This window comes from Thiobacillus sp. (assembly GCF_030696885.1).
GTDB lineage: Bacteria > Pseudomonadota > Gammaproteobacteria > Burkholderiales > Thiobacillaceae > Thiobacillus.
On the sequence record NZ_JAUYRI010000017.1, the window covers coordinates 324,910 to 348,806 of the forward strand.

Consider the following 23,897-nt stretch of genomic DNA (forward strand, 5'->3'; position numbering starts at 1 on the left):
CCCCGGTTTCGTCCCCTGTTTCGTCGCTAGGGGCTGCTGATGGCAATGCCCGGCCAGCTCATGTTCGTCCGCCAGCTGGGGCCGAACGCACGCCTGCTGATCTGGCTGCTGGTAGGCGTGAGCAGCATGGTGCTCGACACCCGCTATCAGACGCTCGATGGCCTGCGCAGCGGATTCTCGCTGGCGCTGCAACCGGTGCGCGAAGTGTTGCGTGCCCCCTCCGCCGTCGCCCTCGAACTGCAGGGCTTTTTCACCCGCCACCGACTGTTGCAGAACGAACGCGACGCGCTGCTGGCCGAGCGCGCGCATTGGCAGAACCAACTCAATGACACCCAATCGCTGGCGCGCGAAAACGCCGAGCTGCGCGGCCTGCTGCAATTGCCGGCCCGTCCTGGCCAGCAGGTGGTGCGCGCCGCGCTGCTGTATCAGGGACACAACTGGTTTGCCCAGCGCATCACGCTCGATCAGGGCGCGGCGGCCGGGCTGCGCGGCGGCCTGCCGGTGGTCGATGCCAACGGGCTGGTGGGCCAGGTGAGCCGGGTCTATCCCGGATCGAGCGAGGTCACGCTGGTGAGCGATGCCAACCAGCTGACGCCGGTCTTCATCGAACGCACCGGCCAGCGCGGACTGGCCGCCGGCAGCGGACGCAACCAGATGGAATTGCGCTACATGCCGGCACAGACGGACATCCGCCGGGGCGATCGCCTGCTGACCTCGGGCATCGACCGGGTGTATCCGGCCGGCATACCGGTGGCGCGCGTCACCCGGGTGACGCGCTCGCAATCGAGCCCCTACCTGCGGATCGAGAGCCAGCCATTGGCCGGGCTCGACCGTTCGCAGGCGGTCCTGGTGCTGGTGACAGAAGCACTGGCGCCAGAAGCGCAGGCGGTGCAGCCATGAACGCGCCCGCCCAGGCCTTCGGCAGCTGGCGCCATATCTTCGGCAGCCTGATATTGGCCGTATTGCTGGAACAGTTTCCCTGGACCGGCTGGGCGCTGGCGCTGCGTCCTGATTTCGTGTTGGTCGGCGTTCTGTTCTGGGTGCTCTACCAGCCGGCGCGCATCGGTTTCGGGGTGGCGTTTTTTCTCGGGCTGCTGGCCGATTTTCAGGATGGCGTGGTGTTCGGCCAGCACGCCATCGCCTATGCGCTCGGTGTCTATATCGTGCTGTTCCTGCGCTTGCGGCTGCTGCAGTTTGATCCCTTGCGCATGGCCGCGCAGATGTTCCCGGTTTTTCTCGCGGTGCAGCTCGTGGTGTTGCTGGCGGGCTGGCTGGCAATCAACCCGCCGGACAATCTGGCCATCCTGTTGCCGGTGCTGGGCAGCACGCTGCTGTGGTATCTGCTGACGGGCTTTCTGCGTCTGTGGCACGGAAAAAGCCTGCAGGATCGGACCTGATCTCGGATGTACCCGGCCACAACGCTGAAAAATCTCGACCTGGAGCTGGCCCGTTTCGTGGGCCGGCTCAAGGTCGGCGGCGCGTTTGTCGTGCTGCTGGCGGCCGCGCTGCTGGGACGCGCGTACTACCTGCAGATTGTGCAGCAGGAGCATTATCTGCAGCGCGCCGAAAGCAATCGCATTTCGCTGGTGCCCGCGGCGCCCCACCGCGGACTGATTCTCGATCGCCAGGGCCGCATCCTGGCGGAAAACTATTCGGCCTATACGCTGGAGCTGACGCGCACGCGGATTGATGACCTGGACGCCACGCTGGCCCAGGTGGGTGAACTGGTCGACATCACACCGGGGCAACTGCGGCGTTTTCGCCGGCTGCTCTCTGAATCGCACGAATTCGAAACGGTGCCGCTGAAAAGCAAGCTGACCGATGAAGAGGTGGCGATCCTGGCGGCCAACCGCTATCGCCTGCCGGGGGTGGAGATCAAGGCGCGGCTGTTCCGAAACTACCGGGCCGGCCCGGGCATGGCGCATGTGCTGGGCTTCATCGGCCGCATCAACGACCGCGACCTCGAGCGTCTGCGGGAAGAGGGCCGCGAGCAGAACTACCGGGGCAGCGCCCACATCGGCAAGACCGGGCTCGAGCAGAGTTACGAAACCCTGCTGCACGGACGCACCGGCTTTGACCAGATGGAGACCGATTCCAGCGGCCGCGCGGTGCGCATGCTGTCGCGCATTGCGCCGGTGCCGGGCAAGGATCTGCGCCTGCATCTCGATGTCGAACTGCAGGCGGTGGCCGAACAGGCATTTGGCGATTTTCTGGGCGGCTTGGTGGCGATCGATCCCAACACCGGCGGGGTGCTGGCGCTGGTATCGAAACCGGGATTCGATCCCAACCTGTTCGTCGACGGCATCGATCCGGAAACCTGGAAATCGCTCAACGAATCGCCCGAGCGGCCGATGGTCAACCGCGTGCTGCGCGGCATCTACCCGCCTGGTTCGACGATCAAGCCGCTGATGGCGCTGGCCGGGCTGGAGCTGGGCCTGCGCAAGCCGTCCGACAGCATCAACGACCCCGGCTACTATTCGCTGCCCAACAGCCGGCACCGCTTTCGCGACTGGAAAGTGGAGGGACATGGCGTGGTCGATCTGCGCAGATCGATTTCGCAATCCTGCGATACCTATTACTACCGGCTGGCCGTCGACATGGGCATCGACCGCATGCACGACTACCTGGCGAAATTTGGTCTCGGTGCGCGCACCGGCATCGACCTCGAGGGCGAATCGTCCGGACTGCTGCCTTCGCGGGACTGGAAGCAGCGCCGCTGGAAACAGCCCTGGTACCCCGGTGAAACCGTGATCGCCGGCATTGGCCAGGGCTATCACCTGACCACGCCGCTGCAACTGGCCGTGATGACTGCGATGCTCGCCAACGGCGGCAAACAGGTCGAGCCGCGTCTGGTCGATGCGGTACGCGATTCGCACGACCGTGACTGGCAGCAGTTGCCGGGCATGTCACGTGGCCAGGTGGCGATCACGCCCGCGCATCTCGACGTGGTGCGTGCGGGCATGCTCGACGTCATGAGTCCGGGCGGCACCGCTGCCCGCTCCGCGGCCGGGGCGCCCTACACGATTGCCGGCAAGACCGGCACCGCGCAGGTGGTCGGCATCCGCCAGGGCGCGCGCTACGATGCCAGCAAACTGGCGCGCGAGCATCGCGACCATGCGCTGTTCATCGCCTATGCGCCGGCCGAGAATCCCACCATCGCGGTGGCGGTGATGGTGGAAAACGGCGGTTCCGGCAGCGGCACGGCGGCGCCGGTCGCGCGTGCCGTATTCGATTACTACCTGACGGGAAAGCGTCCTGTCGTACCCAAGCTGGAGGCAGGCAATGGCACGGAGTAGCCACTGGATCGTGCGCAGGCTGAGCCACCTCGACGGCATCCTGCTGGTGCTGGTGCTCGTCCTGCTTGGCATCAGCCTGGCGGTGGTGGCCAGCGCGTCGGGACAGAGCCCGGCGCGTATCAGCGGCCACCTGATCAACATGGGACTGGCGCTAGCGGTGATGCTGGTGATGGCCAACGTGCCACCGCATATCCTGTCCAAGGTGGGCCCGCCTTTGTATGTGGCGGGGGTGGTGCTGCTGATCGCAGTGGCGCTGTTCGGCGAGGTCCGCAACGGTTCGCGGCGCTGGCTCGATCTGGGCGTGGTGGCATTCCAGCCGTCGGAACTGCTGAAACTGGCGTTGCCGCTGATGATGGCGTGGTATTTCCAGCGCAACGAGGGTGTTCTGCGGGCCAAGCATTTCCTGGTCGGCGGCGCCATGCTGCTGGTGCCGTTTTTCCTCATCCTGCGCCAGCCCGATCTGGGCACCGCGCTGATGATCGGCGCCTCGGGCTTTTACCTGCTGTTTTTTGCCGGCCTGCCGTGGAAAGTGATGGTCGGCGGTGCCGTACTGGGCGGGGCGAGCCTGCCGGTACTGTGGAATTTCATGCACGACTACCAGCAGCGCCGCGTGCTGACCCTGCTCGACCCCAGCTCCGACCCGCTCGGCGCCGGCTACCACATCATCCAGTCGACAATCGCGATCGGTTCGGGCGGCCTCTTCGGCAAAGGCTGGATGCAGGGTACGCAAACCCAGCTCGACTTCATTCCCGAGCGCACAACCGATTTCGTGTTTGCCGTATTCGGCGAGGAATTCGGCTACCTCGGCGCCATCCTGCTGGTGGGGCTGTACCTGGCCATTGTCGCGCGCGGGCTGGTGATCGCGGCACGCGCACCGACGCTGTTCGGGCGGCTGATGGCGGCTACCTTGAGTCTCAATCTGTTCACCTATGCCTTCGTCAACATGGGCATGGTGTCGGGCATCCTGCCGGTGGTGGGCGTGCCGCTGCCGCTGATGAGCTATGGCGGCACCGCACTCGTCACGCTGCTGCTGGGCATGGGGATTCTGATGAGCGTGGCGACGCATCGCCAGCTCAATAAAACCTGACAGGCTAAAATGCGAACATGACTGTGATTCCGATACTGATGGCGGCCGTGCTGGCACTGGCGCTGGCCGGCTGCGGCAGCACCCCGACCCGGCAGGCCAAGACCCCCACACCCGCCCCCAACGCACCGCAGGGCGGCGGCTATTACCTCGACGATGGCCCCGAGGCGACGCCGCCAGCGAATCTCGATACTGTGCCCGATGCGGTGCCGCGCGACGAGCCGCTGCACCGCTTTGCCAACCGCACCTATACGGCGCTGGGCAACACCTACACACCGCGGACGACGCGCCGCGGCTTCAGCGAGGAGGGGCTGGCGTCGTGGTACGGACGTCGTTTCCACGGCAGGAAAACCGCATCGGGCGAGGTCTACGACATGTATGCGATGACGGCCGCCCACCCCACGCTCCCGATCCCGAGCTATGTCCGGGTGACGGCGCTCAACAGCGGCAAATCGGTGGTGGTGCGCATCAACGACCGTGGCCCGTTCCACAGCAAGCGCGTCATCGACCTGTCGTATACCGCCGCCCACAAGCTCGGCTACATCCGGCAGGGCAGTACCCGGGTGCGCGTGGAAAGCATCGATCCCGCCAGCCACGACACGCAGGGCGAAGCGCTCGGCGAAGGGCTTTTCCTGCAGGTGGGCGCGTTCTCCAGCGCCGACAATGCGCAACGGCTGCGCGAACGGCTGACGCGCGAACTGGCGCTCCACGCCGGCCGCACCCGCGTGGTCCTCAACGACAAGCTGCATCGCGTGCAGCTCGGTCCCTATCCCAGCGACGTCGACGCGCACGCGGACCGCGATCGGGTGCGGGAACGTCTCGATTTGAACGCGGTCCTGCTCAGACGCGATTAGGGCGATTAAAAGGTATTGCAGATGAAGATTTTCTGGCTGGGGCTGGCGCTCCTGTTTTCAGCACACGCATGGGCCGCACCGGCCGGCATTTCCGGGCGCGCCTGGGTGGTGATCGATCAGGCCAGTGGCCGCGAACTGGCCGCGCACCAGGCCGATCTGCCGCTGGCGCCGGCGTCGCTGACGCAGTTGATGACGGCCTATGTGCTGTTCGGCGACATCCGCAAGAACCGGCTCAACTTGGGCGAGACCCTGACGGTGCCGGAAGTCGCCACAGAGATCGACGGCGCGCGTGCTTTCCTCAAGGCGGGCGACCAGATCAGCGTCGATACGCTGATCCAGGCGATGCTGGTGCAGTCGGCAGGCGATGCGATTCTGGCGCTGGTGACGGCGGTCGACGGCAACGAAGCGGTATTCGTCGAGCGGATGAACCGCGAAGCCAAGCGGCTCGGCATGAACAAGACGCGTTTCATGAATGCCACCGGGCTGACCGAGCCGGGCCACGTGTCGAGCGCGCGCGATCTCGCGCTGCTGGGGCGCGCGCTGGCGCGCGACTTTCCCGAGCGCAGCGCCTATTTCGCGCAGAAGGAGCTGCCGCTGAAGGGCATCACCTACTACAACGCCAACCGCCTGCTGTGGCGTGACAACACCGTGAATGGACTCAAGGTCGGGCGCACCGTGCAGGCCGGCTACTGCATGGCCGCCTCGGCGCAACGCGGCGAGCAGAGCCGCATTGCCGTGGTGCTGGGCGCGCGCTCCGACGCCCAGCGCACCCAGGACGCGCTGCGTCTGCTCAACTACGGCTTCGAGAATTTCGACAGCATGCGGCTGTACCGCGCGCAGCAGCCGGTCAAGATCGCTCCCCTCTACCGCGGCGCGCGCGCGTCGGTCAGCATGGGATTTGCGCAGGACTTTCACCTGCTGGTGCCGCGCGGCAGTGCGTCGCGCGTCAAGGCCGAAATCATCACCCAGCAGCCGATCGTGGCGCCGGTGCGCAAGGGCCAGCGCATGGGCACGCTGCGGCTGACGCTCGACGGCAAGCCGCTCGGCGACTATGCCCTGGTCGCGCTGCACGATGTCGCCGTGGCCGGCATCTTCGGTCGCGGCTGGGATTCGATCCGGCTGTTCTTCGCACAATGAACGCCTACCTGAACGGCGATTATCTGCCACTGGCCGACGCGAAAGTCTCGGTGCTCGACCGTGGTTTCATCTTCGGCGACGGCGTCTACGAGCTGGTGCCGGTGTATTCACACAAGCCGTTCCGGCTCGACGAGCACCTGCGCCGCCTGCAGGGCAGCCTCGACGGCATCCGTCTGGCCAACCCGCATGACGCGGCTGGATGGCGCGAGCGCATCCTGAAATTGATCGATCTGCAGGACGTCGCCGACCAGTCGCTCTACATCCAGGTGACCCGTGGGGTCGCCCCGCGCGACCATGCGTTTCCCCAAACGGTCTCGCCGACCGTCTTCATGTTCGCGCAGCCGCTGGTGACCGCGACGCCCGCGCAGAAAGCGGCCGGCGTGTGCGCCGTCACCGCCATCGATAACCGCTGGTTGCGCTGCAACATCAAGGCGATTTCGCTTCTGGCCAACATCCTGCTGCGCCAGCAGGCGGTGGACGCCGACTGCGCGGAGACCCTGATGCTGCGCGACGGCTTTCTGACCGAGGGTGCGGCGAGCAACATCTTCGTGGTGAAGGACGGTGTGTTGCTGGCGCCGCCGCCGTCCAACCTGATGCTCACCGGCATCACCTACGACGTGGTGCGGGAGCTTGCGGTGGCGAACGGCATGCCGCACGCGGTGCGGGCGATCTCCGAATCCGAGCTGCGGGCTGCCGACGAACTGTGGATGACCTCGTCGACCAAGGAAATCATGCCGATTGTCCGGCTGGATGGCGCGCAGGTCGGCGCCGGCGTGCCGGGCCCGCTGGCGCAGCAGATGGACGCGCTCTACCAGGCCTTCAAGCAGGCGGTCATGCGCGCATGAGCAGCGAGCCTCGGCACGTGCGAGCGCTCGCGAATGCGCGCCACGCCCGACGCGATAGGTTTGTATACCCGGGAACCGAACGGAGGGCGCGCGCATGAGCGAAGAAGACACGCTGCTCGTATTCCCCACCGATTTTCCGATCAAGATCATGGGCGAGCGACGCGACGATTTCGCGCAGGCCATGGTCGAACTGGTGCAGCGTCATGCGCCCGACTTCAATGCCGAAACGGTCGAGATGCGGGCGTCTTCCAGCGGCAACTACCTGTCGGTGACCTGTGTGGTGCGCGCCACCTCGAAAGCCCAGCTCGATGCGCTGTATCGCGAGATCACCGCGCATCCGTGGGTGAAGATGGCGTTGTGAGGGGTCAGGGGCCAGGGATCAGGGGTCAGGGGGGCGAGGCGATCGTGCGCGGCCTGGGTCGGGTCGCGTACGTGCCGACCTGGCGGGCGATGCAGGATTTCACCGCGCAGCGCACGACCGACACGCCGGACGAGATCTGGTTGCTGGAGCATCCGCCGGTCTACACCCAGGGGCAGGCCGGCAAGCCTGAGCACCTGATCGCCGCCACCGACATTCCGGTGGTGCCGATCGATCGCGGCGGCCAGATCACCTATCACGGGCCGGGACAACTCGTGGCCTATGTGCTGGTCGACCTGCGGCGGCGTGGCTATGGCATCCGCGAACTGGTGACGCGCATGGAACAGGCGGTGATCGATCTACTGACGGACCATGGTGTGGTCGCCGCACGCCAACCCGGCGCGCCGGGCGTCTATGTCGGCGGGGCGAAAATCGCCGCGCTTGGCCTGCGGGTGAAGCACGGTTGCACCTATCATGGCCTGGCGCTTAACGTCGACATGGATCTGGCGCCGTTTGCCGCGATCAACCCTTGCGGCTACGCCGGCATGGCGGTCACCCAATGCCGTGACCACGGCGTGCAGCTGACGCTGCCGCAGACGGAGCAGGCGCTTACTCAGGCCTTGCTGGCCGCGATCTATTCTTGACTGATTTAGTCGAGTATTAGTATTCTTCGGACTTCTAATGGAGTAAACCATGAGCACCGACACCCTGCCGTCCGATCCCAAACTCCTGATGCGCTCGATCATCCAGCGCATCGCCACCGGGCCCGATCTGTCCAAGGACATCAGCCGCACCGAGGCGCACCTGGGCACCAAGGCCATTATCGATAACCTGATCGACCCGGTGCAGGTGGGCATCTACTTCATTGCGTTGCGGATGAAGCGCGAGACGATGGATGAAAACCGCGGGGTGCTCGACGCGGTGCTGGAAACCACCCGGCGTGTCACCGCCGACGTCGACGAAGTGGTCGACATCGGCGATCCCTACGATGGCTACACGCGCTGCCTGCCGGCCGCGCCCTTTCTCGGCCCGCTACTGGCGGAACTCGGGGTGCACGTGGTGAGCCACGGTCTCGACAAGGTCGGCCCCAAATACGGCGTCACCGTGCGCCACGTGCTGCAAGCCGCCGGCGTCCCGGTCAACCTGAGTCCCACAGAGGCCGCCGCGCGCCTCGCCGACCCGGCGATCGGCTGGACCTACGTCGACCAGGCGAACTCCAACCCCGGCATGCACAACCTGATCCCGCTACGCACGCAGATGATCAAACGCCAGGTGCTGACCACGGTGGAAGTGCTGTCCAAGCCCATCGCCGGCAAGAAACTGACTCACTTCGTCACCGGCTATGTGCACAAGCCGTATCCGCCGATCTATGCTGAACTTGCCCGCGTGGCGGGCTTCGACACCGCCTGCATCGTGCGCGGCGTCGAGGGCGGCGTGATCCCCTCGCTGCGCCAGACCGGCAAGTACTTCCATTATCACGACCGCGGCAACGAAGTCGAAGCCAACATCGATCCGGTGGCCCTGGGCATCGACCAGCCGGTGCGCGCGGTGCCGCTTCCGGGTAGCGTGGCGACCGAGGAAGGCGCCGACGAAATCGTCGCCGCCATCGACATCAAGGCCACCGCGCACGCCGCGGCAGAAGCCGGCATCCTGGCACTCAAAGGCGACAAGGGCGCCACCTATGATTCGCTGGTGCTGGCCGGCTCGATCATCCTGCACCACGTCGGCCGTGCCGCGAGCGTCGCCGACGCCGCTGCGCAAATCCGCGCCGTGCTCGATTCCGGCAAGGCCGTCGCAAGGGTGCAGTGATGAGCGAATACATCGCCATCGCCGCCGCCGACGAACTCAAGCCGGCGCAGATGAAGCGCGTCGTCGTCGACGGCAGGAAGCTGCTGCTGTGCAATTCGAGCGGCACCCACTACGTCGTCGACGAAATGTGTAGCCACGAAGACTATTCGCTGTATCTCGGCTGCATCAAGGACGGCAAGATCAAGTGCTCGCTGCACGGCAGCTACTTCGACCTCGTCACCGGCCAGCCGACCTGCGACCCCGCCGACGAACCGATCCGGACCTATCCGGTGAAGGTCGAGGATGGGCAGGTGTGGGTGAAGGTCTAGGGGCTAGGATTTAGGGATTAGGGTGCCTTGAGCGGCTGCGCCGCGTTCCATCAATTCATGAAGGCGCGGCCTGTGGCCGCTCATCCCCTAGATCCTAGATCCTATTTCCTCACCAGGTCTCCCACCGTCTTCACAATCTCCGGATGATCGAACTCGCGCCCGCCGATGGCGCTGGCGACGATGCGTCCCTGTTTGTCGACCAGGAAGGTCGTTGGCAGGCCGGCCACCCGCCATGCCCGCATGGCGTGGCTGCGGGTGTCGAGCAGGATGGGGAAGGTCAGCGTGGTGTCGAGCTGGCTGGTGAAGGTCTCGATGGTGTCTACGTCTTCGCCGACGTCGACCGCGAGCACGACGAAGGGCTGGCCCTTGAATCGCTGCGACAGACGTTCCATCGACGGCATTTCGCGGCGGCATGGCGGACACCAGGTCGCCCAGAAGTTGATCAGCACGACCTTGCCCTTGAGCTTTGCGAGGTCGTGGGACTTGCCCTCGATGTCCTTCAGCTTCAAGGCGGGTGCGGGCTTTGGCGCCTGCATCGTCAGCTTGTGCGCGAGCGGCGGCAGATCGGCCGCATGGGCAGTGCCCAGGGAACAACAGGCCGCGAGCATCAGGGCCAGGAGGGGTTTACGCATTGTCATCGGCACATCTCACCTGTTCGAGTTTTCCGGAAAAAGTCCTGCCACCCGCCTGCCAGACGAAATGCAGGTCGAAGGTTTCGCCGCGCGGCACGCTGTAGCTCGTCATGCCCTGGTTCCAGTCGCCCGGCGCGTAGGTCTGCGCCGTCGGCAGCTGCGCCCATTCGAAGGCGATGCGCGCGGATTCGGGCACGCCCATGCGCTTCCACTGGTAGGCCCACGCCGCCTTGCCGCGCAGCGTGCGCGGCGGCTCGCCAACCGTCACGTAGCGCCAGTTGGCCAGGCGATGCAGCAACGTGACGTCGCCGACGTTGCGTACCACGGTCATGAAGACGCATTCGCGCGCGAAGCGTTCCGTCGCTTCGGGCGAAAAGCCGCGCGCCAGATAGAAGCCGCGGATCTGGTCCGGGCTGATCTGGGTCAGCCGCACCTCGATGCCCTGGGTTTGGGTCTCCCAGGTGGCGAGGCCGGTTTCCGCGTCGATGCTGGGAGCGCTGGACAGGGCGGCCAGCGGCCATGCCGCCAGCAGGGTCAGGGTGATCCGTCGCATAGGCTAAAATTCGTTTTCAATGTTGTTCCGAGCATGATTATGGCAGACCCCGTTCAGCACAAAGGCGCCGCGAAAACTGCGCGCATCCCGATCAAGATCGTGCCGCAGCCGCGCATGCGCCTGCCGTCGTGGATTCGCGCCAAATCGCCCAACGTGCCGAACGTCGCGCGGCTGAAAGGCATCCTGCGCGAAGCGAAGCTGCACACTGTGTGCGAGGAAGCCTCGTGCCCCAACCTCGGCGAATGCTTCGGCCACGGCACCGCCACCTTCATGATCCTGGGCGACCTGTGCACGCGGCGCTGCCCGTTCTGCGACGTCGGCCACGGCACGCCGTTGCCGCCGGACGTCGACGAGCCGCGCCACCTGGCCGAGACGATCGCACTGATGGCGCTGAAGTACGTGGTGATCACCAGTGTCGACCGCGACGACCTGCGCGACGGCGGCGCTGACCATTTCGCGCAGTGCATCGCGGCGGTACGCGAAAAATCGCCCGCGACCCGGATCGAAATCCTCACCCCGGACTTTCGCGGCCGCCTCGACAAGGCGCTGGATAAACTCGACACCGCGCCGCCCGATGTAATGAACCACAACCTGGAAACCGTGCCGCGCTTGTACAAGGCGGCGCGTCCCGGCGCCGACTACGCGCATTCGCTGAAGCTGCTGAAGGACTTCAAGGCGCGCCATCCCGACATCCCGACCAAGTCCGGCCTGATGTTGGGCCTGGGCGAGGAAGACGACGAAATCCTGCAGGTGATGCGCGATTTGCGCGCGCACGACGTCGACATGCTGACGCTCGGCCAGTATCTGCAACCCTCGCAGCACCACCTGCCGGTGCTGCGCTTCGTCACCCCCGAACGTTTTGCGCAGTTCGAGCAGGAAGCGCTGGCGATGGGGTTCAAGCACGCAGCCTGCGGGCCGATGGTGCGCTCGAGCTACCACGCCGACCAGCAGGCGGCGGGCGTCGAAGCCTGACAGTCTTCAGGCCGGGCTGAGCAAATCCGGCCGGCGGCGTCCGCTCCACACCAACGCGGCCACGCCCAGTAGCATCAATCCCAGCATCGACGGCTCCGGCACGGCGTTCGGTTGCGTCGCCAGCTCCTTGCCGGGCGGCTGTGTCTGCGTGTCGGCCAGCGGCGGGATCGGTAGGCCGGGCAGCGTATCGGGCCCGGGCAGTGTGTCCTGCGTCGGGCCGTTTCCTGGCGGCTGATTGCCCGGATTCGGCTGGGAATTTATTTCGGGCGGCGGCAAAAAGTGCGTTTCATCCGGCTTATCCGGTGCGCCTTCCTCGTTGGATGTTTCGTCGGGGTCGTCCTTGCCCGTGGGCGGGTGAGGCCCGCCGGCGACGGGCGGAACCGACGGGGTCGCGGGAGGCTTGGCCCCCGGCGGCAAGCCGCTAGGCGCTCCGTCGCCAGGCGGGCCACCAAGGGACGGCGGATTCGCCGGGCTGCCGCTGCCGGGACCGAAGCCGCCGGCCGGCATGGACTTGCCGGGCGATCTGCCGGAGGGCATGCCTGCGGGCGTGCCGGGCTGGGTCGGACCATTTCCGGCAAGGCCGGCGAACAGAGGATTGGCCGGATCGAAGCTGCCGGCGCCGCTGCCCTGTCCGGGCGTTTCCTCGGCGATGACCAGCGCGACGGTTTTTCCATCGCGCCCGATGTTGAGGTGTTGCGGGTTGCCGGTTTTAACCGTAACGGGATACACAGGCGTAACGGTGGTCTCGGGTTCGGCGCGGCTCAGGTGGAACGCGCCGCCGATCAGGGCAGCCGCGGTGACCGTGCTGATGATGATGCCGGCAGGCGTGAGCAGCGTGGTGAGCAGCAGGCCCAGCAGGCCGATGCGACGGATGCGGCGTGCGCGTGAAGCGGAGGAGGTGCGTGGCATGGCAGCGGTCCGGATGCGGGGAATGCAGGCAATGCCGCAATTCCCGTTCCACCCCGCTGTGCAGACGGAGGCCGCGCCCCGCCTTGCATGCCGCCCAATTTGTGGTGTGCGCTGCGTCCAGCGGCCGACGCCTTCGGCGACACTTCAACGCCGGTTTATTTGAGCAGCCGCTTGCGCGTCAGCGCCAGCGCGATGACATAACCCGCACTGCCATAGATCAGCAGGCCGGCGACATGCAGCGCGATGTTGTCGGGCACGCTGCCGACCACCAGCGGGCGCGCCAGGTCGATGGCGTGGGTGAGCGGCAGCCAGGCCGACACGGCCTGCACCGGCAGCGGCAGCTGCGACACCGGGAAGAACACGCCGCACAAGAGCACCATCGGCGTGATCACCAGCGTGAAGTAATAGAGGAAGAAATCGTAGCTGGGCGACACCGCGTTCATCACCAGCCCCAGGCCACCAAAGCAGAAGCCGACCAGCGCCACCACCGGGATGATCCACAGCGTCATCCAGAAGTTTCCGTACAGCCCCAGCCCCCAGATCACCGCCAAGATCGCCACGCCCGAAAGCAGGCTCTTTGCCACCGCCCAGGTCAGTTCGCCCAGCATCACGTCGTCGAGCGTCATCGGCGCGTTGAGAATGGCATCCCAGGTGCGCTGCACGTGCATGCGCGAAAAACTCGAGTACAGCACCTCGAAAGTGGCTGCGTTCATCGTGCTGTAGGCCACAGTGCCGGCGGCGAGGAAGGTGAGATAGGGCATGCCGCCGACATCGGGCAGGAGGCTGCCGAGGCCGTAGCCCAGGCCCAGCATGTACAGCATCGGGTCGGCCAGGTTGCCGAGGATGGACGGAATCGCGAGCTTCTTCCACACCAAGTAGTTGCGCTGCCACACCGGGATGAAACGCCAGGACAGCTGGGGTAAACGCAGATGCCTAATCACGCAGATCCCTCCCGGTGAGCTTGAGGAACACGTCCTCGAGGCTGGAGGGTCGGTGCACGTAGCGCAGCGCGGGGGCCTGCTTCAGCGCGTCGATCACGCGATCGGCGTCGTCGGTGTAGCAGAACAGCGTCTCGCCGACCGACTCGAAGCGCTGGCAGACCTGGCTGGCGTGCAGGCGCGTCCAGTCCTCCAGCCCCTCGCCGTAGACTTCGACCACCGCCGGCTCAATGTGCGATTCGATCAGCGCGCGCGGCGCGCCTTCGGTCATCACGCGGCCATGGTCAAGAATGGCCAGCCGGTCGACCAGTCGCTCGGCCTCATCCATGAAATGCGTGGTCAGCACGATGGTCTTGCCGGCATTGATCAAGCGCCTGAGGCCCTGCCAGATCAGGTGGCGCGCTTGCGGGTCGAGACCGGTGGTGGGTTCGTCGAGAAACAGGATGTCGGGATCGTGCACCAGCGCGCGCGCCAGCGTCAGCCGCCGTTTCATGCCGCCCGACAACTGTGCGATCTGCGCGTCGGCCTTGCTGGCGAGCCCGGCGAATTCCAGCAGCGCGGGCACGCGCGCGGCGACTGCCGCCTTGTCCATGCCGAAATAGCGGCCGTAGGCGAGCAGGTTCTCGCGCACTGAAAAATCCGGGTCGAGGTTGTCCATCTGCGGCACCACGCCGACTTTCATCCGGGCCTCGCGCGCATGCTGCGGCACTGCGATGCCGGCCAGCTCGATCGTGCCGGCGTCGGGCTCGATCAGCCCCAGCAGCAGTCTCAAGGTGGTGGTCTTGCCGGCACCGTTGGGTCCCAGGAGGCCGAAACATTCGCCGCGCCGCACATGCAGGTCGATGCCGCGCACCACTTCGGTGTCGCCGTATTTCTTGATGAGACCGTGCACCTTCAGCACGGGCAGGCCTCCAGGAAGGCTTGCCTGAGCTCTTTCAGCTTGCCGTGGAAAAAGTGCCCGGCATCGGGAATTTCCTTCACCGCCAGTTGCTGCTGCTCGGCCCACAGGCGGATCGCGGCGGGCGGAATCAGCTCGTCGGCATCGCCGTAGATCACCACCGTGTCCTCGGGCACCGGGTCGAATTCGTACATCGTGACGGCCGGCGCAACCAGGATCAGGCGCTTGGCATGAAGCTCCTGCCGCAGACGGTGCTGCACGAAGGCACCGAAGGAAAAGCCGGCCAGCGCCCATGGCAGGCCGGGGTAGCTCGCCTCGACGAAACGGGCAACCGCGAGCAGGTCGTCGGTCTCGCCCACCCCGGCATCGAATGCGCCGTCGCTCATGCCGACGCCGCGAAAATTCGGCCGCACACTCACCCAGCCGGCCTCGTTGGCGGCCTTGGCCAGTGTAGTTACCACCTTGTTGTCGAGGCTGCCGCCGTGCAGCGGATGCGGGTGGGCAACCAGCAGCAGGCCGCGGCGTTCGGTCTCGGGGTCGTCGATCACGGTTTCCAGCTTGCCGACGGAAACCGGGATGCGCAGCTTGAAGCGTTTCATTGTGCCCGCTTCACTTCAGTTGAAGGCGTTCGACGATCTGCCCCTTTTTAAGGTGGGATTCGAAAATCTCGTCGATGTCGGACTCGTCCACATAGGTGTACCAGACGCCTTCGGGGTAGACCACCAGCAGCGGGCCCTCGTCGCAGCGGTCCATGCAGCCGGCGCTGTTGATGCGGCATTTTCCCTCGCCGTTGAGGTGGGCGGTCTTGGCTTTCTTCTTCAGGTAGTCGCGCATCTGCTGGCCGCCCGAGGCGCCGCAGCACTTGGCGCCATCCTCGCGCTGGTTGGTGCAGAAAAAGACGTGGTGCTTGTAATAGGGGTCGGTCATTGCGAAAGGTCCGTGTATTTGAGGGCGTTGCCGCGTGCCTTGTCGACAGGGTATTTGCGCGCATTGATCGCCAGCTTGTCGGCGGCGGCTTCTAGCAGGTCGATGTCCAGCAGGTCGGCCAGCCGGGTCAGGTAGATCAGCACGTCGGCGATTTCCTGGCGCACTGCCTCGTGCTGCTCGGCGCTCAACTGCTGGCTCTGCTCAGGGGTCAGCCATTGGAAGGGCTCCAGCAATTCTGCCGCCTCCACCGAGAGCGCCATCACCAGATTCTTCGGCGTGTGATAGCGTTCCCAGGCGCGCGCTTCGGCGAATGCCCGAATATGCTGGCGCAGGGTGTCGAGACTGTCGATTGCGTGCGGGTTCATGGGGCGCATGATACCGCGCCGGGCGGCGGGCTTACGACAGGCATGACGGACGGCCAACGCTTGGGCCCTGGCCGGACCGGTTCCATTCACGCCGGCCCGGGGCTGCATCGCCGCGTAGCGCCTGGTCCGGGGATTGCTTATAGGCTTGTCTGTTGGCGCCAGTTTCCGATTCGCTCTGGCATAATGCGGACGGATTAACTGCATATTAAGGGAGGGTGGACATGTTTACGATCCAGAAACAACTCGCGCGCGTCGGTCTGGTATTGGCCGTGGCTGCAATGGCCGGCTGTTCCGGTACGCCGACGTATCCACCCGCGCCCGCGCAGACGGGCAGTTATGACTGGAACTATCTGGTCGGCCCGGGCGACTCGGTCCAGGTGTTCGTGTGGCGCAATCCCGAAGTATCGGGCAGTTTCCCGGTGCGTCCCGACGGCAAGATGACCATGAATCTGGTCGAAGACCTGCAGGCATCCGGCAAGACCCCCTCCCAGCTGGCGCGCGACATCGAGAAAGCGCTCTCCAAATACATTCAGGAACCCATCGTCACCGTCATCGTCGCCGGCGGTATCGGTCCGTTCGACCAGCAGATCCGGGTCGTGGGCGAAGCGGCCAAGCCGCAGGCGCTGAACTATCGCGAAAAAATGAGCCTGATCGACCTGATGATTGCGGTCGGCGGCCTCACCGATTTCGCGGCCGGCAACAAGGCCTACATCCTGCGCACCGTCGACGGCAAGCAGGAACGTCTCGGCGTCCGCCTGGAAGACCTGTTGCGAGGTGGCGACACCTCGGCCAACGTCGACATGCGCCCGGGCGATGTGCTGGTGGTACCCGAAAGCCTGTTCTAACTGTATGTGCGCCGCGGAACGCGGCGCTTTTTGATGGACCGTCCGCATGGATCAAGTACTTCAACAACTTCTGGGGTATGCCAAGGCCTCCTGGCGACGCCGCTGGTGGGGCGTGGTCGTGGCCTGGCTGGTCTGCATCGTCGGCTGGACCTGGGTGATGACGATTCCCGATCGCTATGAGGCGTCGGCGCGCGTCTATGTGGATACGCAAAGCCTGCTGAAGCCCTTGCTGACGGGCCTGACGGTCGCACCCAACGTCGACCAGCAGATCAAGCTGATGACGCGACAGCTGGTCAGCCGGCCTACGCTGGAAAAAGTGGCGCGCATGACCGATCTCGACGTCAAGGCCAAAACGCCTGAGCAGACCGAGGCCATGCTGAACGGTCTGGCCGGCAAGATCTCCATCGCCGACGCCGGCCGCGAAAACCTCTATACCATCAGCTACCAGGACGCCAACCCCGATCTGGCGAAGAAGGTCGTGCAGTCGCTGCTGACCATTTTTGTCGAGACCAGCCTGGGCAAGACGCGCCAGGACATTTCCAGTTCGGCGCGCTTCATCGAGGAGCAGCTGCAGCAGTACCAGCAAAAACTGGTGGATGGCGAAAATGCGCTGACCGAATTCAAGCGCAAGCACATTGGCATGATGCCGGGGCAGGGCGGCGACTATTACGCCAAGCTGGCCGAGACGACAGCACAGCTACGCCAGGCCCAGCTCGACCAGCAGGAAGCGGTCAACCGCCGCAACCAGCTCAAGCGCCAGCTGGCCGACGAGGAGCCCGAGCTCAATGCCGCTGCGGCAGCGGTATCGACCCACAGCGAAATCGACGGCCGCATCCAGGCGCTGGAAAAGCAGATGGACCAGCTGCGCCTGCAATACACCGACAGGCACCCCGATATCCAGTCGACCAAACGCCTGATCGAAAAGCTGGAGGCGCAGAAGAAGGTCGATCTCGCCGAGAGCAAGGCCGATCCGGCCGGCTCTAAAATCCAGAATCCGGTCTATCAGCAGCTCACCATCGCCATTGCCGAGGCGGATGCCACCGTGTCCTCGCTGGGCGCGCGGGTGGCCGAGTATCAGCGCCGTTTTGGCGAACTGCGCGCTGCGTCCAACATGATTCCCCAGGTGGAGCAGGAATACACCCAGCTGATGCGCGACTACGAGGTCTATCGTCAGAACTACGACGCCCTGCTGAAACGGCGCGAGTCGGTCACCATGTCCGGCGAGGTGGAAAGCAAGACCGACACCGTCGACTTCCGCGTGATCGATCCGCCCTTCGTGCCGAGCGAGCCGGCGTTCCCCAACCGTCCGCTGCTGCTGTCGCTGGTGGCATTGGGGGGGCTGGCCGCCGGCATCGCTGTCGCCTTCCTGCTGAGCCAGCTGCGGCGTACCGTCACCGATCGCCGCGTGCTGCGCGAACTGACCGGCCTGCCGCTGCTGGGCGCCGTGTCGCGGGTTGAGACTGACGAAACCCGTCGGCGCAAGCGCAAGGGGCTGTTGACCTATCTGGCCACGCTGGGCAGCCTGATTGCCGCCTACGGCGCGGTGATGATCCTGCAAATGGTCGTTTCGCGCGCAGGCTAGGAGGAAGCATGAGCATTATTGAAAAAGCAGCAGGCAAGATCGGCTCCGGGTCGCCGGCCTCGCCGGGCGCGCCTCGCGACAACCAAAGCGGCCGCGACGATGCCAGCCTGATCGAGAACGCGCTCAACAAACAGCGCCATACCGGCCACGCCGCGCCTTTTGTCGCCACCCCGGTCGAGCCGATGTTCAGCCCACAGGATGCCGAGGGTGTGCTGGACGGCAATAGCCAGATCCAGTCGATCAACCTGGCGCGTCTGCATCGTATGGGCGTGGTGTCGCCGGACGCCGAGAAGAGCCAGATCGCCGAGGAATTCCGTATCATCAAGCGCCCGCTGATCGCCAATGCCTTCGGTCAGGGCACCGCGCGGGTGAAGAACGGCAACCTCATCATGGTCACCAGCTCACTGCCGGGCGAAGGCAAGAGCTTCTGTGCGATCAACCTTGCCATTTCGATGGCGATGGAAATGGACCGCACCGTCCTGTTGATCGACGCCGACGTCGCCAAGCCGCGCGTGCCAGAATACCTGGGCATCCATGCCGACAAGGGCCTGCTCGACGTGCTGCAGGACAAGGATCTCAAGCTGTCCGACGTGCTGATCCGCACCGATATCGCCAAGCTGACCGTGCTGCCCGCCGGCCGCACCTACAAGCGTGCCACCGAGCTGCTGGCGAGCGCCGCGATGACGCGTCTGGTCGAGGACATCGGCAACCGCTACCCGGACCGCATCATCCTGTTCGATTCCCCGCCGCTCCTGGCGACCAGCGAATCGAGCGTGCTGGCCACCCACATGGGGCAGATCGTCATGGTGGTGGAAGCCGAAAAGACCTCGCAGGATGCCGTGCGCGAAGCGCTCAGCCACATCCAGTCCTGCGAGGTGGTGGGCATGCTGCTGAACAAGACCACGCCAACCCCGGGCGCAGATTATTACTATGGCTACTATGGCAGTTACGGCAAATAAGCATCGCCCGCGCGGCGTCCGCACGGCGCATGCGCTTCCTTTCCTGGTGCTGGCGTTTGCGCCGGCCGCGCAGGCGCTCGACTGGCGCTTTGAGCCCAATGTCGCAGCGTCAGCCACCTACACCGACAATGCAAACAGCAGCGCCACCAATCCGGAAGATGCGCTGATCCTGACCGTAACGCCGGGCTTCGGCCTGCGTTCAGAGGGCTCGCGTCGGGTGCAGGCCAGCCTGCAATATGGCTTGACCGCCGTCTCGCGTTTTGGCGAGGACAGCAGCAACGATCTCTACCATCGTCTCAGTGCCGTGGGTAACGCCGAACTGGTCGAGGATTTCCTGTTCATCGACGGCAGCGCCAACATTTCGCAGGAACTGATTTCACTGCTCGGCCCGACTGCCGACGCCGAGACCAACGACAGCAACCGTTCCACCGTCGGTACGTATTCGATCAGCCCCTACATCCAGCAGCGTTTAGGCACTTTTGCCAACGCGCTGGTGCGCTACACCGCCAGCGGCGCGATTTTCGAGAACAACACCTCCGCCGATTCCAGCGTCAATTCGCTCGCGGCCGGGCTGAGCAGCGGTACCCGGTTCAACGACCTAAGCTGGGCGCTCAATTACTCCATCCGCAAGGCGGAAAACCGCAATGCCTCCACCACGGCGGCCAATTCGGACACCACCTTCGAGAGCGCCAGCGCAACCGTCGGCTATGCGCTGACGCGCCAGTTTCGGGTGTTTGGCACGGTCGGTCAGGACTGGAACGACTACCTGAGCACGACCGAAACCGATGGTTCGTTCTACAGTGCGGGCTTCGGCTGGTCGCCCACGCGCCGAACCAGCGTCGAGGCTTCCGCGGGCAAACGTTATTTCGGCGACACCTTCAGCGTGTCCGGCAGCCATCGCACCCGCATGACGCGCTGGACGGTGCGCTATTACGAAGACGTCAGCGATATCACGCAGCAGTTCCTGGAGCAAGCCAGCCGTATTTTCTGGGTGTGCAACGGAACGCTCCAAGAAGCCCAGGCCAACCCGGGCGGCTGTGACGGTCCGTACACAGCCGGCCAGATGGCACTTTATTTCGCCAGCTACGGCGTCTCGACTGCCGATCTGGTTGCAGCAGGCTTGCTGAACATCGCAAGCGCCAATGGCGTTTACATCATCAAGAGCCTGACCGCAGGCGTGTCATGGGACATCGGCCGCCTGGCATTTGGGCTGTCGGCGCAGGACACCCGGCGACTCTATCAGGTGCTCAGTGACGCAGAGGACCATATCCAGGGGATCACGGGTTCGGTCAGCTACCGCATGACGCCCCAGACCACGGCCAGCGGCGGCCTGTCCCTTACGCGCACCAGCACTGATAGCCAGCTCACACAGGGCGGCGTGGCGCGTGAGGAGGACCAGTTCACCCTGAGCCTCGGTCTCCACCACCGCTTTGCCGATAAGCTCAACGGTGCGCTGACATTACGCCACACCCAACGGGATTCGAACGCGCCCAATTCGGACTACGACGTCAACAGCATCACGGCGACGGTCAACATGGGCTTCTGATCGTTTTCCCGGCATGGCACAGCCGTTGCTACGTATCTCGCGTGCACGCGCAACGCCCCTTCAGACAACGGATCGTTCATGTACGAAGACTATTACCGCTTTAGCGCCAAGCCTTTTCAGCTTAACCCCGACCCGCGATTTTTCTTCGGCTCCAAGGGCCACAAGCGGGCGATGGCGTATCTGGATTACGGGCTGTCGCTCGGCGAAGGTTTTATTGTCATCACCGGCGAAGTCGGTGCGGGCAAGACCACGCTGGTGCGCAACCTGTTCCGCCAGCTCGAGTCGCACAACCTGCTCGCCGCGCAGCTGGTCTCCACCCAACTCGACGCCGAGGACACGCTGCGCAGCGTGGCCGCGTCGTTCGGGCTGGAGCACGAGGGCCTCACCAAGTCGGCGCTGCTGAAAAATCTGGAAGAGTTCCTGATTGCCGCCACCCGCCAGGGCAAGCGCGTGCTGCTGGTGGTCGACGAGGCGCAGAACCTGACGTCGCGCGCGGTCGAGGAGCTGCGCATGCTGTCCAACTACCAGAATAACGAGCGCTCGCTGATCCAGACCTTTCTGCTCGGCCAGCCGGAATTCCGCGGCATCCTGCAAAGCCCCGACATGCAGCAGCTGCGCCAGCGCGTGGTGGCTTCGTATCACCTGGGGCCGCTTGATGCGGACGAGACGCGCGGCTACATCGAACACCGCCTGCGCACCGTTGGCTGGCAGGGCATGCCCGGTTTTGACGAGGCCGCGTTCGATGCGCTGCATCGCTTTACCGGCGGCATTCCGCGTCGCCTCAACACCACCTGCGACCGCCTGCTGCTGTTTGGTTTTCTCGAGGAGAAGACGCATTTCGGCGAGGCGGAAGTCGAGGAGGTGATCGCCGACCTGAAGAACGAGGTGGCGCATCAGGAGTTTCACGTTACCGCGGGCCTCGCCAACGGTTCATCGGAAGGCGGCGCGCTGAACAGCGAGGACAGCATCCGCGTGGTGCAGCGCATCGATCAGCTGGAGCGCTCGGTCAACCGCATCCTGCCCATCGTGCGCAAGATTCTGTATACGGTCAGCGAGCGCCAGTCCGCGGACGAGGGCGTGCCGCCGGAAAATCAGGACGCAGCGCGCTAGGTCATGACCCAGGTTCTGTGCGTGGCGGGTGCCCGCCCCAATTTCATGAAAATCGCGCCGGTGATGGCGGCCTTCGCCGAGACCGGCATTGCTGCACAGCTGCTGCATACCGGCCAGCATTACGACGCAGCGATGAGCGACAGCTTCTTTGCCGACCTGGGCATCCCGCCGCCGGACCACCATCTTGAAGTCGGTTCCGGCAGCCATGCGGTGCAGACTGCCGAGGTGATGAAGCGCTTCGAGCCGGTGCTCGAAAGCGCGCAGCCGCAGGCCGTGCTGGTGGTGGGTGACGTCAACTCCACCATTGCCTGCGCACTGGTGGCGGCCAAGCGCGGCGTGCGCGTGATTCATGTCGAAGCCGGGTTGCGCAGCTACGACCGCGGCATGCCGGAGGAAATCAACCGCGTGCTGACCGACCAGATTTCCGATCTGCTGTTCATCACCGAAAAGAGCGCACTCGCCAACCTGGTGCGCGAAGGCATCGATCCCGCGCGTGTCGAGTTCGTCGGCAACGTGATGATCGACACCCTGTACCGCAACCTCGAGCGCGCGGTGCCGGCGAGCCGTACCCTCGGCGTCGCGCTGCCGCAGTACGCGGTGCTGACGCTGCACCGGCCGTCCAACGTCGACGACCGCGAGACGCTGGCCGCGTTGCTCGACGTGGTCGCAGAAATCAACCGTCGCCTGCCGGTGGCGATGCCGTTGCATCCGCGCACGCGCGGCAATATCGAAAAATTCGGCTTCACCGCCAAGCTCGACGGCCTGCACATCCTGCCGCCGGTCGGCTATCTGGAAATGCTCGGCCTGATGCGCGACGCCAGGCTGGTGCTCACCGATTCGGGCGGCATCCAGGAAGAGACCACCGCGCTTGGCGTGCCCTGCCTGACGCTGCGCGAAAACACCGAACGTCCGATTACCATCGCCGAAGGCACCAACACCCTGGTCGGCCCCGACCCCGATGCCATCCGGGCGGCGTTCAACGAAGTGATAGCGGGCGGCGGCAAGGCCGGGCGTATTCCAGAATTCTGGGATGGTCGCGCGGCCATGCGCATTGCGCACACGCTGAAGGGCTGGTTGCCTGGACACAAGGGGAGGCGTGCCGCGTGATGGAAAACGCCCCACTGAAAAAGCCGCGGATGAAGAATGCGATGTCGATCGACGTCGAGGACTACTTCCAGGTCTCGGCGTTTGCCCCGCACATCCGGCGCGAGGACTGGGACAGCCTGCCGTGCCGGGTCGAGCGCAACGTCGAGGTGATCCTGGACCTGCTCGACGAGGCCGATGCCAAGGCCACGTTCTTCACGCTGGGTTGGATCGCCGAGCGCTATCCGCAGGTGGTGCGCCGCATCGTCGACAACGGCCATGAGCTTGCCAGCCACGGCTACGGCCACCAGCGCGCGAGCGACCTCACGCCGGCCGAATTCCGTGACGACATCACCCGTGCCAAGACCCTGCTCGAAGACCTTGGCGGCGTCGCGGTGCGTGGTTATCGCGCACCGAGCTTCTCCATCAACCGCGACAACTGGTGGGCGGTCGAAGAACTGCAGAATGCGGGCTACGTGTACAGCTCCAGCATCTATCCGGTCAAGCACGACCACTACGGCATGCCCGACGCGCCGCGCTTCCCGCATCGCCCCAATGGCGAGGCCGGCATTCTTGAACTGCCGCCGACCACGCTGCCGCTGTTCGGCCGTAATCTGCCTGCGGCGGGCGGTGGCTGGTTCCGTCTGCTGCCCTACCAGATGTCGCGCTGGATGCTGCGGCGTGTCAACGCGCAGGATCAGGCGCCGTGCATGTTCTACTTCCACCCCTGGGAGCTCGATGCGGAGCAGCCTCGCCAGCACGGCATTTCCGCCAGGACGCGCTTCCGCCATTACGTCAATCTGCAACGCATGCCCGGCAGAATGCGGCAATTGCTGAACGATTTTGAATGGGATCGTGTCGACCGCGTATTCCTTCCCGAACATTGA

Annotated in this window: 27 protein-coding genes; 19 read left to right on the forward strand and 8 right to left on the reverse strand. The window is 65.0% G+C overall.

Annotation, left to right across the window (positions count from 1 at the left end; genetic code table 11):
• The first annotated feature begins 39 nt into the window (after nt 1–39).
• The 11 genes from mreC (at nt 40) to Q8R61_RS09370 (ending at nt 9,691) form a co-directional block, all read left to right on the forward strand.
• The gene (gene mreC / locus Q8R61_RS09320; RefSeq protein WP_305536505.1) at nt 40–900 is read left to right on the forward strand and encodes a rod shape-determining protein MreC; all 861 of its coding nucleotides are present in this window, start codon (nt 40–42) and stop codon (nt 898–900) included.
• Nucleotides 897–1,397 (forward strand): rod shape-determining protein MreD, encoded by a 501-nt coding sequence (gene mreD / locus Q8R61_RS09325; RefSeq protein WP_305536507.1) that lies wholly within the window; start codon nt 897–899, stop codon nt 1,395–1,397. Before mreC ends, mreD begins: the two co-directional genes overlap by 4 nt.
• 6 nt (nt 1,398–1,403) lie before the next feature.
• Entirely contained in the window at nt 1,404–3,296 is a 1,893-nt protein-coding gene (mrdA, locus tag Q8R61_RS09330) for a penicillin-binding protein 2 (protein ID WP_305536509.1), read from the forward strand.
• A complete protein-coding gene (gene rodA / locus Q8R61_RS09335; protein ID WP_305536511.1) occupies nt 3,283–4,383 on the forward strand; it encodes a rod shape-determining protein RodA in 1,101 nt (366 codons plus the stop codon). The genes mrdA and rodA overlap by 14 nt, the downstream gene beginning before the upstream one ends.
• Before the next feature lie 17 nt (nt 4,384–4,400).
• The gene (locus tag Q8R61_RS09340) at nt 4,401–5,234 is read left to right on the forward strand and encodes a septal ring lytic transglycosylase RlpA family protein (protein WP_305536513.1); all 834 of its coding nucleotides are present in this window, start codon (nt 4,401–4,403) and stop codon (nt 5,232–5,234) included.
• A 21-nt stretch (nt 5,235–5,255) separates the two neighbouring features.
• Nucleotides 5,256–6,371: a D-alanyl-D-alanine carboxypeptidase family protein gene (locus Q8R61_RS09345; protein WP_305536515.1), complete on the forward strand. Its 1,116-nt coding sequence runs from the start codon at nt 5,256–5,258 to the stop codon at nt 6,369–6,371.
• On the forward strand, nt 6,368–7,216 hold the full coding sequence (locus Q8R61_RS09350; RefSeq protein WP_305536517.1) for a D-amino acid aminotransferase: 849 nt from the start codon (nt 6,368–6,370) through the stop codon (nt 7,214–7,216). Before Q8R61_RS09345 ends, Q8R61_RS09350 begins: the two co-directional genes overlap by 4 nt.
• Nucleotides 7,217–7,310: 94 nt before the next feature.
• Nucleotides 7,311–7,577 carry a YbeD family protein gene (locus tag Q8R61_RS09355; protein WP_305536519.1) on the forward strand — a complete coding sequence of 89 codons (267 nt, stop codon included), beginning with the start codon at nt 7,311–7,313 and terminating at the stop codon, nt 7,575–7,577.
• 44 nt (nt 7,578–7,621) lie between these two features.
• Complete coding sequence (gene lipB, locus Q8R61_RS09360) at nt 7,622–8,218, forward strand: lipoyl(octanoyl) transferase LipB (RefSeq protein WP_305536521.1); 597 nt, start codon at nt 7,622–7,624, stop codon at nt 8,216–8,218.
• A 49-nt stretch (nt 8,219–8,267) separates the two neighbouring features.
• On the forward strand, nt 8,268–9,383 hold the full coding sequence (locus tag Q8R61_RS09365; RefSeq protein WP_305536523.1) for an anthranilate phosphoribosyltransferase: 1,116 nt from the start codon (nt 8,268–8,270) through the stop codon (nt 9,381–9,383).
• Nucleotides 9,383–9,691, forward strand: coding sequence for a non-heme iron oxygenase ferredoxin subunit (locus tag Q8R61_RS09370; protein ID WP_305536525.1), 309 nt, complete (start codon nt 9,383–9,385; stop codon nt 9,689–9,691). Before Q8R61_RS09365 ends, Q8R61_RS09370 begins: the two co-directional genes overlap by 1 nt.
• 101 nt (nt 9,692–9,792) lie before the next feature.
• Here Q8R61_RS09370 and Q8R61_RS09375 read toward each other — a convergent pair whose 3' ends face one another.
• Together Q8R61_RS09375 and Q8R61_RS09380 are read right to left on the reverse strand one after the other, a co-directional pair.
• Entirely contained in the window at nt 9,793–10,323 is a 531-nt protein-coding gene (locus Q8R61_RS09375) for a TlpA disulfide reductase family protein (RefSeq protein WP_305536527.1), read from the reverse strand.
• Nucleotides 10,316–10,876, reverse strand: a complete 561-nt coding sequence (locus Q8R61_RS09380) for a hypothetical protein (RefSeq protein WP_305536529.1) — start codon at nt 10,874–10,876, stop codon at nt 10,316–10,318. Before Q8R61_RS09380 ends, Q8R61_RS09375 begins: the two co-directional genes overlap by 8 nt.
• Before the next feature lie 39 nt (nt 10,877–10,915).
• Between Q8R61_RS09380 and lipA the strand changes: the two genes are divergently transcribed.
• Complete coding sequence (gene lipA, locus Q8R61_RS09385) at nt 10,916–11,848, forward strand: lipoyl synthase (RefSeq protein ID WP_305536531.1); 933 nt, start codon at nt 10,916–10,918, stop codon at nt 11,846–11,848.
• Between the two features lie 6 nt (nt 11,849–11,854).
• Here the strand turns inward: lipA and Q8R61_RS09390 are convergent, their stop codons facing one another.
• The 6 genes from Q8R61_RS09390 to Q8R61_RS09415 all read right to left on the reverse strand — a co-directional run bounded on the left by Q8R61_RS09390 (nt 11,855) and on the right by Q8R61_RS09415 (nt 15,894).
• Nucleotides 11,855–12,757 (reverse strand): PEP-CTERM sorting domain-containing protein, encoded by a 903-nt coding sequence (locus tag Q8R61_RS09390; RefSeq protein WP_305536533.1) that lies wholly within the window; start codon nt 12,755–12,757, stop codon nt 11,855–11,857.
• A 155-nt stretch (nt 12,758–12,912) separates the two neighbouring features.
• Nucleotides 12,913–13,698: an ABC transporter permease gene (locus Q8R61_RS09395; RefSeq protein WP_305536535.1), complete on the reverse strand. Its 786-nt coding sequence runs from the start codon at nt 13,696–13,698 to the stop codon at nt 12,913–12,915.
• The gene (locus tag Q8R61_RS09400) at nt 13,691–14,596 is read right to left on the reverse strand and encodes an ATP-binding cassette domain-containing protein (RefSeq protein ID WP_305536537.1); all 906 of its coding nucleotides are present in this window, start codon (nt 14,594–14,596) and stop codon (nt 13,691–13,693) included. The genes Q8R61_RS09395 and Q8R61_RS09400 overlap by 8 nt, the downstream gene beginning before the upstream one ends.
• The gene (locus tag Q8R61_RS09405) at nt 14,590–15,192 is read right to left on the reverse strand and encodes an alpha/beta hydrolase (RefSeq protein WP_305536539.1); all 603 of its coding nucleotides are present in this window, start codon (nt 15,190–15,192) and stop codon (nt 14,590–14,592) included. Before Q8R61_RS09405 ends, Q8R61_RS09400 begins: the two co-directional genes overlap by 7 nt.
• A 10-nt stretch (nt 15,193–15,202) precedes the next feature.
• The gene (locus Q8R61_RS09410) at nt 15,203–15,520 is read right to left on the reverse strand and encodes a ferredoxin (RefSeq protein WP_305536541.1); all 318 of its coding nucleotides are present in this window, start codon (nt 15,518–15,520) and stop codon (nt 15,203–15,205) included.
• Nucleotides 15,517–15,894 carry a nucleotide pyrophosphohydrolase gene (locus Q8R61_RS09415; RefSeq protein WP_305536542.1) on the reverse strand — a complete coding sequence of 126 codons (378 nt, stop codon included), beginning with the start codon at nt 15,892–15,894 and terminating at the stop codon, nt 15,517–15,519. Before Q8R61_RS09415 ends, Q8R61_RS09410 begins: the two co-directional genes overlap by 4 nt.
• 212 nt (nt 15,895–16,106) lie before the next feature.
• Here Q8R61_RS09415 and Q8R61_RS09420 point away from each other — a divergent pair, with 212 nt between their 5' ends.
• The 7 genes from Q8R61_RS09420 to Q8R61_RS09450 all read left to right on the forward strand — a co-directional run bounded on the left by Q8R61_RS09420 (nt 16,107) and on the right by Q8R61_RS09450 (nt 23,897).
• On the forward strand, nt 16,107–16,730 hold the full coding sequence (locus Q8R61_RS09420) for an XrtA/PEP-CTERM system exopolysaccharide export protein (RefSeq protein ID WP_305536544.1): 624 nt from the start codon (nt 16,107–16,109) through the stop codon (nt 16,728–16,730).
• Between the two features lie 46 nt (nt 16,731–16,776).
• The gene (locus Q8R61_RS09425) at nt 16,777–18,312 is read left to right on the forward strand and encodes an XrtA system polysaccharide chain length determinant (protein ID WP_305536546.1); all 1,536 of its coding nucleotides are present in this window, start codon (nt 16,777–16,779) and stop codon (nt 18,310–18,312) included.
• A gap of 8 nt (nt 18,313–18,320) precedes the next feature.
• The gene (locus Q8R61_RS09430; protein ID WP_305536548.1) at nt 18,321–19,271 is read left to right on the forward strand and encodes an XrtA-associated tyrosine autokinase; all 951 of its coding nucleotides are present in this window, start codon (nt 18,321–18,323) and stop codon (nt 19,269–19,271) included.
• Nucleotides 19,252–20,817 carry a TIGR03016 family PEP-CTERM system-associated outer membrane protein gene (locus Q8R61_RS09435; protein WP_305536550.1) on the forward strand — a complete coding sequence of 522 codons (1,566 nt, stop codon included), beginning with the start codon at nt 19,252–19,254 and terminating at the stop codon, nt 20,815–20,817. The genes Q8R61_RS09430 and Q8R61_RS09435 overlap by 20 nt, the downstream gene beginning before the upstream one ends.
• 78 nt (nt 20,818–20,895) lie before the next feature.
• Nucleotides 20,896–21,927 carry an XrtA/PEP-CTERM system-associated ATPase gene (locus Q8R61_RS09440; protein WP_305536552.1) on the forward strand — a complete coding sequence of 344 codons (1,032 nt, stop codon included), beginning with the start codon at nt 20,896–20,898 and terminating at the stop codon, nt 21,925–21,927.
• Between the two features lie 3 nt (nt 21,928–21,930).
• The gene (wecB, locus tag Q8R61_RS09445; RefSeq protein WP_305536554.1) at nt 21,931–23,034 is read left to right on the forward strand and encodes a non-hydrolyzing UDP-N-acetylglucosamine 2-epimerase; all 1,104 of its coding nucleotides are present in this window, start codon (nt 21,931–21,933) and stop codon (nt 23,032–23,034) included.
• A gap of 29 nt (nt 23,035–23,063) precedes the next feature.
• The gene (locus Q8R61_RS09450; protein ID WP_305536722.1) at nt 23,064–23,897 is read left to right on the forward strand and encodes an XrtA system polysaccharide deacetylase; all 834 of its coding nucleotides are present in this window, start codon (nt 23,064–23,066) and stop codon (nt 23,895–23,897) included.